The sequence below is a fragment of the Pantoea sp. 18069 genome (assembly GCF_902706035.1).
Classification (GTDB): Bacteria; Pseudomonadota; Gammaproteobacteria; order Burkholderiales; family Burkholderiaceae_C; genus Comamonas.
In genome coordinates this window covers 36,805-44,108 of record NZ_CACSJA010000042.1, presented here as the reverse complement: position 1 = coordinate 44,108, position 7,304 = coordinate 36,805, and the positions used below count along the sequence as shown (strand labels likewise).

Genomic DNA, 7,304 nt, shown 5'->3' with positions numbered 1-7,304 from the left:
GTCGAGGGCAGGGGGCGCGGGGCGGGGCATGCTGCAGTGTAGGGCGCTGTGCGATGCCACGCCGCGTATGTGATTTTGAGTCAAGGCCGTTCGTCCTTCGATCCTTCTGCAGGATCAGGACGAACGGCTAGGGTCAGGCCGCGGCCTTGACCTTCTGGCGCCAGGCGTGCAGCAGGGGCTCGGTGTAGCCCGAAGGCTGGACCAATCCCTTGAACACCAGATCGCAGGCCGCGCGGTAGGCGTAGGAGCTGTCGAAATGGCCGGCCATGGGGCGGTACAGCGGATCGCTGGCGTTCTGCTGGTCGACGATGGCGGCCATGCGCTCGAAAGTCTCGCGCACCTGGGCTTCGCTCACGACGCCGTGCAGCAGCCAGTTGGCGATATGCTGGCTCGAGATGCGCAGCGTCGCGCGGTCTTCCATCAGGCCGACGTTGTGGATGTCTAGCACCTTGGAGCAGCCCACGCCCTGGTCGACCCAGCGCACCACATAGCCCAGGATGCCCTGCACGTTGTTGTCGAGCTCCTGCTGCTTTTCGGCCTCGGTCCACTTGGCCTCCTTCACAACGGGCACCTGCAGCAGGCCCGCGAGCAGGTCGTCGCGCTCGGCGTCGGCATTGGTCTTTTCGAGTTCGGCCTGGATTTCGGCGACATTGACCTGCTGGTAATGCAGCGCATGCAGCGTGGCGGCCGTGGGCGAGGGCACCCAGGCGGTGTTGGCGCCGGCCTTGGGATGGGCGATCTTCTGCTGCAGCATGTCGGCCATCAGGTCGGGCATGGCCCACATGCCCTTGCCGATCTGCGCGCGCCCGCGCAGGCCCAGGCCCAGGCCGATCAGCACATTGCTGCGTTCATAGGCGGGCAGCCAGGCACTGGTCTTCATCTCGGCCTTGCGGACCATGGGGCCGGCATGCATAGCGGTGTGCATTTCGTCGCCCGTGCGGTCGAGGAAACCGGTGTTGATGAACGCCACGCGCGCGGCGGCCGCGGCAATGCAGGCCTTGAGGTTGACGCTGGTGCGGCGCTCCTCGTCCATGATGCCCAGCTTGACGGTGTTGGCCGGCAGGCCCAGCACCTGCTCGACGCGGCCGAACAGTTCATCGGCAAACGCGGCTTCGGCCGGGCCGTGCATCTTGGGCTTGACGATGTAGACCGAGCCTTCGCGGCTGTTGCGGATGCCGTTGGCGCCCAGGCCCTTGAGGTCGTGCAGCGCGATGGCCGTGGTGACCATGGCGTCGAGAATGCCTTCGGGAATCTCCTTGCCTTCAGCGTCCCAGAGGATGGCCGGGTTGGTCATCAGGTGGCCCACATTGCGCACGAACATCAGCGAGCGGCCGTGCAGCTTGAGCGGCTGGCCGTCGGCGCCCGTGTATTCGCGGTCGGGGTTGAGGCCGCGGGTCACGGTCCGGCCGCCCTTGTCGAAGGACTCGGTCAGCGTGCCCTTGAGAATGCCCAGCCAGTTGCTGTAGCCCAGCACCTTGTCTTCGGCGTCAACGGCGGCAATAGAGTCTTCGAGGTCGAGAATCGTCGACAGCGCCGATTCGAGCACCACATCGCTGACGCCGGCCGCATCGGTCTGGCCGATGGCCGTGCTGCGGTCGATGCGGATGTCGAGGTGCGAGCCATGGTTCTTGAGCAGAACGGAGGAGGGCGCCTCTGCACTACCTTGATAGCCAACGAATTTTGTCGGGTCCTTGAGGCCGGTGATCTGGCCGTCGGTGAGCGTGACGCTGAGCTGGCCATTGACGACCGCATAGAGCGCCGCCTGCTGGTGCGAGCCCGTGGCCAGTGGCGCCGACTGGTCGAGCACATTGCGCGCGAAGGCGATGACCTTGGCGCCGCGCACGGGGTTGTAGCCCTTGCCCTTTTCGGCGCCATCGGCTTCGCTGATCACGTCCGTGCCGTAGAGCGCGTCATACAGCGAGCCCCAGCGTGCGTTGGCGGCGTTGAGCGCGTAGCGTGCGTTCAGGATGGGCACCACCAGTTGCGCGCCGGCCTGGGTCGCGAGTTCGGCGTCCACGCCCGTGGTCGTGGCCTGCACGTTCTGCGGCGGCTCGACCAGGTAGCCGATGCGGCTCAGGAAGCTGCGGTAGCCCGCCATGTCGGTGATCGGGCCGGGGTGGGCCTTGTGCCAGGTGTCGAGCTCGGTCTGCAGGCGGTCACGCTCGGCGAGCAGCGCGGCATTGCGCGGCGCGAGATCCTTGACCAGGGCGTCGAAGCCTTGCCAGAACGTCGCGGCAGCGACGCCCGTGCCGGGCAGCACCTGGTCATTGATGAATTGGTGCAGTTCGTTGGCTACCTGCAGGCCGTGGACGGTGGTGCGATCGGTCATGGAATCAACCTCGGAATGGAAAAATGGGCAACGCTGCGACGCGCGCAGGAGATGAGCTACTGTATTTGAATTGTTTGTGAACATAAACCGCTTCAAAAGTGCAGAACTCGTGACTTTTACGCAAAAGTGCTCGTGCAGACCATGGCGCACCGCAGTGCCCAGGTATCAGCGCACCGCAGTCGGGCTTTGTCTCCATAATCCGGGCATGGACAAACTCAAGGCGTTCGAGTCATTCGTGTCAGTGGCCACCAAAGGCAGCCTCACGGCGGCGGCCAAGGCCGAAGGCGTGGCCCCGGCCATCATGGGGCGGCGGCTGGACGCGCTCGAAGAACATCTGGGCGTCAAGCTCATGGTGCGCACCACGCGGCGCATCTCGCTGACGCACGAAGGTAGCGCGTTTCTCGAGGACTGCCAGCGGCTGCTGTCGGACGTGGCCAATGCCGAGGCCAGCGTCTCGGCCGGCGGCGTCAAGGCCACGGGTCACTTGCGCATCACCGCGCCCGCGGGCTTTGGCCGGCGCCATGTCGCGCCGCTGGTGCCGCGCTTTCGCGATCTGCACCCCGAAGTCAGCATTTCGCTCAATCTCAGCGACCGCGTGGTGGATCTCGCGGGCGAAGGCTTCGACTGCGCGGTGCGCGTCGGCGACCTGCCCGACTCGTCGCTGGTGAGCGTGCGCATCGCCGACAACCGGCGCCTGTGCGTGGCGACGCCGGCCTACCTTGCGCGGCGCGGCACGCCCGCGCACCCCAGCGAACTGGCGCAGCACGACTGCCTGACGCTGTCGAGCGACGCGTCCCAGACCCGGGGCTGGGCGTTTCGCATTCCGCAGCCCGACCAGAGCACGCACGACGTCGTGCATTTCAAGTCGGGCGGCCCGCTGGACTGCTCCGATGGGCAGGTGTTGCATGATTGGTGCCTGGGCGGCTGGGGCATTGCCTGGCGCAGCACCTGGGAAGTCGAGGCCGAAATCGCCGCGGGCCGGCTCGTGCCGGTGCTCGAGGCCTTCGCCGCGCCGCCCAACGGCATCTATGTGGTCTTCCCCCAGCGCAAGCACATGCCATTGCGCGTGCGGCTGTGGATCGACTATTTGAAGCACCACTATCAACAAGCTGAATTCTGGAAGAACGGAGTGTCCCCATGACCTTTGAAGCCCTGCTCGCAGCCTTGCACCTGCTCGCCGTCCTGACCCTCGTGGTCTTTCTGTCGAGCCAGGCGGCGCTGTGCCGCGCGGAATGGATGAACGCCGCGGTCGTGCGCCGGCTCGCGCGGCTGGACCTGATCTACGGCCTCGCGGCGCTGGCGCTGCTGCTCACCGGGCTCGCGCGGCTGTACTGGGGCACCAAGGGCATGACGTGGTATGTCTCGCAGCCGCTGTTCCATGTGAAGATGACGCTGTTCGTGCTCGTGGCGCTGCTGTCGATCAAGCCGTCGCTCACGTTCCGCCGCTGGGTGCGCGGCCTGGCCGCGGGCCAGTCCCTGCCCGATGCGCAGGAAGTGGGCCGCACGCGCCGCTGGATCATGGTGCAGGCGCATGTGGTGCCGGTGATTGCGGTGATTGCGGTGTTCTGGGCGCGGGGGATGTGACCCCCACGTTCGCCACACTGCGTGTGGCTCTCGATGGGGGGCAATGCCCCCCACCGCGTTTTTGCCTTGGGGCGGCCCGGCGGCAAAAACAGCCCCACGCTTGCTCGCTGCGCGCAACTGCACGGAGGGGGGCAAGCCCCCCTTGACGGCCCTTCGACAGGCTCAGGGCGAACGGGACCGGGAACTGGAGAACGAGAGCGGGCAGGGGGCAACGGGCACAACTGACGCCGTTGCGCCACACGGTCGAATTCATCGTGGCGGCACAAACCGGGGCGGGCACGTAAAATCCCGCGATGCTCTCCGTCACACAGGAATTGCTCGCGGCCCTGGCCGCTGAGCTGGAAAAATTGTCGCCCGGCGCCGGTGCGCGCGCCGCTTTCGAATCCCCCAAGGTCGCCGCCCATGGCGATTACGCCTGTACCGCGGCCATGCAGCTGGCCAAGGCGGCCAAGCAGAACCCGCGGCAACTCGCGCAGACGCTCAGCGATGCGCTGATGGCCACGCCTGCGTTCACGCGCTGGGTCGATGCACTTGAAATTGCCGGCCCCGGCTTTTTGAACGTGCGCCTCAAGCCCGCGGCCAAGCAGGAAATCGTGCGCGAAGTGCTGTCGGCCGCCGAGGCGTTCGGCCAGCAGCCGCGCCGCGCGGAAAAGCTGCTGGTCGAGTTCGTCTCGGCCAACCCCACGGGCCCGCTGCATGTGGGCCACGGCCGCCAGGCAGCGCTCGGCGATGCGCTGTGCAATCTGTTCTCCACCCAGGGCTGGGACGTGCACCGCGAGTTCTACTACAACGACGCGGGCGTGCAGATCCAGACGCTGACCCACAGCACGCAGCTGCGCGCCAAGGGCTTCAAGCCCGGCGACGACTGCTGGCCCGTCGACCCCGAGAACCCGGCCAGCAAGGCGTTCTACAACGGCGACTACATCCAGGACATCGCCAACGACTTCCTCGCGAAGAAGACCGTCAAGGCCGACGACCGCGAGTTCACCGCCAACGGCGATGTCGACGACCAGGACAACATCCGCCAGTTCGCCGTCGCCTATCTGCGCAACGAGCAGGACAAGGACCTGCAGGCGTTCAACCTGCGCTTCGACGAGTACTACCTCGAGTCCAGCCTCTACACGTCGGGCCGCGTGGAGCGCACCGTCGAGCGCCTGATCGCCAACGGCCACACCTACGAGCTCGATGACGCGCTGTGGCTCAAGTCGACCGACTACGGCGACGACAAGGACCGCGTGATGCGCAAGCGCGACGGCGGCTACACCTACTTCGTGCCCGATGTGGCCTATCACATCGCCAAGTGGGAACGCGGCTTCAGCAAGGTCATCAACATCCAGGGCACGGACCACCACGGCACGATCGCCCGGGTGCGCGCGGGCCTGCAGGCCGCCGACGTGGGCATTCCCCAGGGCTACCCCGACTACGTGCTGCACACCATGGTGCGCGTGGTGCGTGGCGGCGAGGAAGTCAAGATCAGCAAGCGCGCGGGCTCGTATGTGACGCTGCGCGATCTGATCGAATGGACCAGCAAGGATGCGGTGCGCTTCTTCCTGCTCAGCCGCAAGCCCGACACCGAATACACCTTCGACGTCGATCTGGCCGTGGCGCAGAACAACGACAACCCGGTGTACTACGTGCAGTACGCGCATGCCCGCATCTGCTCGGTGCTCAAGGCCTGGGGCGGCGATGCGGCGCAGCTCAAGGAGGTGGACCTGTCGGCGCTCGAAGGCCCGCAGGCACAGGCGCTGATGCTGCAACTGGCCAAGTACCCCGACATGCTGACCGCGGCCGCTCAGGGCAATGCGCCGCACGACGTGACGTTCTACCTGCGCGACCTGGCCGCGGCCTACCATAGCTATTACGACGCCGAGCGCATCCTGGTCGACGACGAGGCGGTGAAGCTGGCGCGCCTGGCGTTGATCAGCGCGACCCGCCAGGTGTTGCACAATGGCCTCGCAGTGCTGGGCGTGTCCGCTCCAGAACGCATGTAAACCAATCAGTCCATCATGAAGACACAGCAACGCGGCGGCACCATTCTCGGCCTCATCCTGGGCATCATCGTCGGCTTGGGCGCGGCCCTGGGCGTGGCGGTGTATGTCAGCAAGGTCCCAGTTCCCTTCCTCAGCAAAGCGCCGAAGAACGTCGACCAGGACGCGGCCGAGGCCAAGAAGAACAAGGATTGGGACCCGAACTCGCCGCTGTACGGCAAGAACCCGGCGCGTATCACCGTGCCCGCGGCGCCCGATGCCGCGGCCGGTGCCGTGACGCCCGCAACGGATGGCGTGACGGCCGCGCCGACCGAAGCGCCGGCGTCGAGCCAACCCGTGGCACCCGTCACCGCCACGACCAGGCCGGACGGCAAGGCCAGCGCGTCGAGCGACCCGCTCGGCGACCTGGTGAAAGCCAAGTCGGCCGAGTCCAGCGCGGCCGAAGGCTTCAACTACTTCGTGCAGGCCGGGGCTTTTCGCAGCCCTTCCGATGCCGAAGCACAGCGCGCCAAGCTCGCCATGCTGGGCTGGGAATCGCGCGTCAGCGAGCGCGAGCAAAACGGCCGCACGGTGTTTCGCGTGCGCGTAGGCCCGTTCGGCAAGCGCGACGACGCCGAGCAGCTCAAGCTCAAGCTCGAAGGCGCGGGCGTCGATTCCGCGCTGGTGCGTGTGCAGCGCTGAACTTTTCAGCGTGCCCGCCCTCTGACCTATCAGAACCGAACAAGGAGTGTTGTTTCATGAAACGCCGTGAGTTTTCTCTGGCTGCCACTGCGGCAGTTTCCGCTGGTGCCCTTTCTTTCGTGGCCACGCCTGCGCTGGCCCAGGCCGCAGCGCCCAAGGAAGGCAAGGATTACGCCAAGCTGGCCAAGCCCGTGGCGACCACGGCCGGTGCCGGCAAGGTCGAAGTGCTCGAGTTCTTCTGGTACAGCTGTCCGCACTGCCATGCTTTCGAGCCCGCGTTCGCGGCCTGGAAGTCGGCAGCGCCCGCTGACGTGGTGGTGCAGCGCGTGCCCGTGGGCTTCAACGCGAGCTTCATTCCCCAGCAAAAGCTCTACTACGCGCTGCTCGCCATGGGCAAGCTCGACGAAGTCCACACCAAGGTGTTCCAGGCGATCCACGTCGAGCGCAACCGCCTGGCCAAGGACGAGGACATCTTCGCCTGGATCGGCAAGCAGGGCGTGGATGTGAACAAGTTCAAGGAGAGCTACAACTCGTTCACCGTGTCCAACCAGGTGCGCAAGGCGACCCAGCTGCAGCAGGACTACAACGTCGAAGGCGTGCCCTCGATCGGCGTGGCCGGCCGCTTCTACACCGACGGCACGATGGCTGGCAACATGGCCAATGTGCTGCGCGTGACCGATCACCTCGTGGCCGTGAGCCGCAAGGGCTGAGCACGCGCCGGT

General features: G+C 66.3%; 6 protein-coding genes. 5 read left to right on the top strand and 1 reads right to left on the bottom strand.

Annotated features, from left to right (window positions below; genetic code table 11):
* Positions 1 to 133 precede the first annotated feature (133 nt).
* The gene (locus tag GVL12_RS22690) at positions 134 to 2,329 is read right to left on the bottom strand and encodes a malate synthase G (RefSeq protein WP_159917835.1); all 2,196 of its coding nucleotides are present in this window, start codon (positions 2,327 to 2,329) and stop codon (positions 134 to 136) included.
* A 205-nt stretch (positions 2,330 to 2,534) separates the two neighbouring features.
* Here GVL12_RS22690 and GVL12_RS22685 point away from each other — a divergent pair, with 205 nt between their 5' ends.
* The 5 genes from GVL12_RS22685 (at position 2,535) to GVL12_RS22665 (ending at position 7,292) form a co-directional block, all read left to right on the top strand.
* Positions 2,535 to 3,470, top strand: coding sequence for a LysR family transcriptional regulator (locus tag GVL12_RS22685; RefSeq protein ID WP_159917834.1), 936 nt, complete (start codon positions 2,535 to 2,537; stop codon positions 3,468 to 3,470).
* Positions 3,467 to 3,913: a DUF2214 family protein gene (locus GVL12_RS22680; RefSeq protein ID WP_159917833.1), complete on the top strand. Its 447-nt coding sequence runs from the start codon at positions 3,467 to 3,469 to the stop codon at positions 3,911 to 3,913. The genes GVL12_RS22685 and GVL12_RS22680 overlap by 4 nt, the downstream gene beginning before the upstream one ends.
* Positions 3,914 to 4,206: 293 nt before the next feature.
* On the top strand, positions 4,207 to 5,904 hold the full coding sequence (argS, locus tag GVL12_RS22675) for an arginine--tRNA ligase (protein ID WP_159917832.1): 1,698 nt from the start codon (positions 4,207 to 4,209) through the stop codon (positions 5,902 to 5,904).
* Between the two features lie 15 nt (positions 5,905 to 5,919).
* Positions 5,920 to 6,582 (top strand): SPOR domain-containing protein, encoded by a 663-nt coding sequence (locus GVL12_RS22670; RefSeq protein WP_159917831.1) that lies wholly within the window; start codon positions 5,920 to 5,922, stop codon positions 6,580 to 6,582.
* A 56-nt stretch (positions 6,583 to 6,638) separates the two neighbouring features.
* On the top strand, positions 6,639 to 7,292 hold the full coding sequence (locus GVL12_RS22665) for a thiol:disulfide interchange protein DsbA/DsbL (protein WP_159917830.1): 654 nt from the start codon (positions 6,639 to 6,641) through the stop codon (positions 7,290 to 7,292).
* Positions 7,293 to 7,304 lie beyond the last annotated feature (12 nt).

Excerpts from the sequence above, each read along its gene's own strand:
- GVL12_RS22690 (WP_159917835.1), bottom strand. The coding sequence starts at position 2,329 with ATGACCGATCGCACCACCGTCCACGGCCTGCAGGTAGCCAACGAACTG.
- GVL12_RS22665 (WP_159917830.1), top strand. The coding sequence starts at position 6,639 with ATGAAACGCCGTGAGTTTTCTCTGGCTGCCACTGCGGCAGTTTCCGCT.
- GVL12_RS22680 (WP_159917833.1), top strand. The coding sequence starts at position 3,467 with ATGACCTTTGAAGCCCTGCTCGCAGCCTTGCACCTGCTCGCCGTCCTG.
- GVL12_RS22670 (WP_159917831.1), top strand. The coding sequence starts at position 5,920 with ATGAAGACACAGCAACGCGGCGGCACCATTCTCGGCCTCATCCTGGGC.
- GVL12_RS22685 (WP_159917834.1), top strand. The coding sequence starts at position 2,535 with ATGGACAAACTCAAGGCGTTCGAGTCATTCGTGTCAGTGGCCACCAAA.
- argS (WP_159917832.1), top strand. The coding sequence starts at position 4,207 with ATGCTCTCCGTCACACAGGAATTGCTCGCGGCCCTGGCCGCTGAGCTG.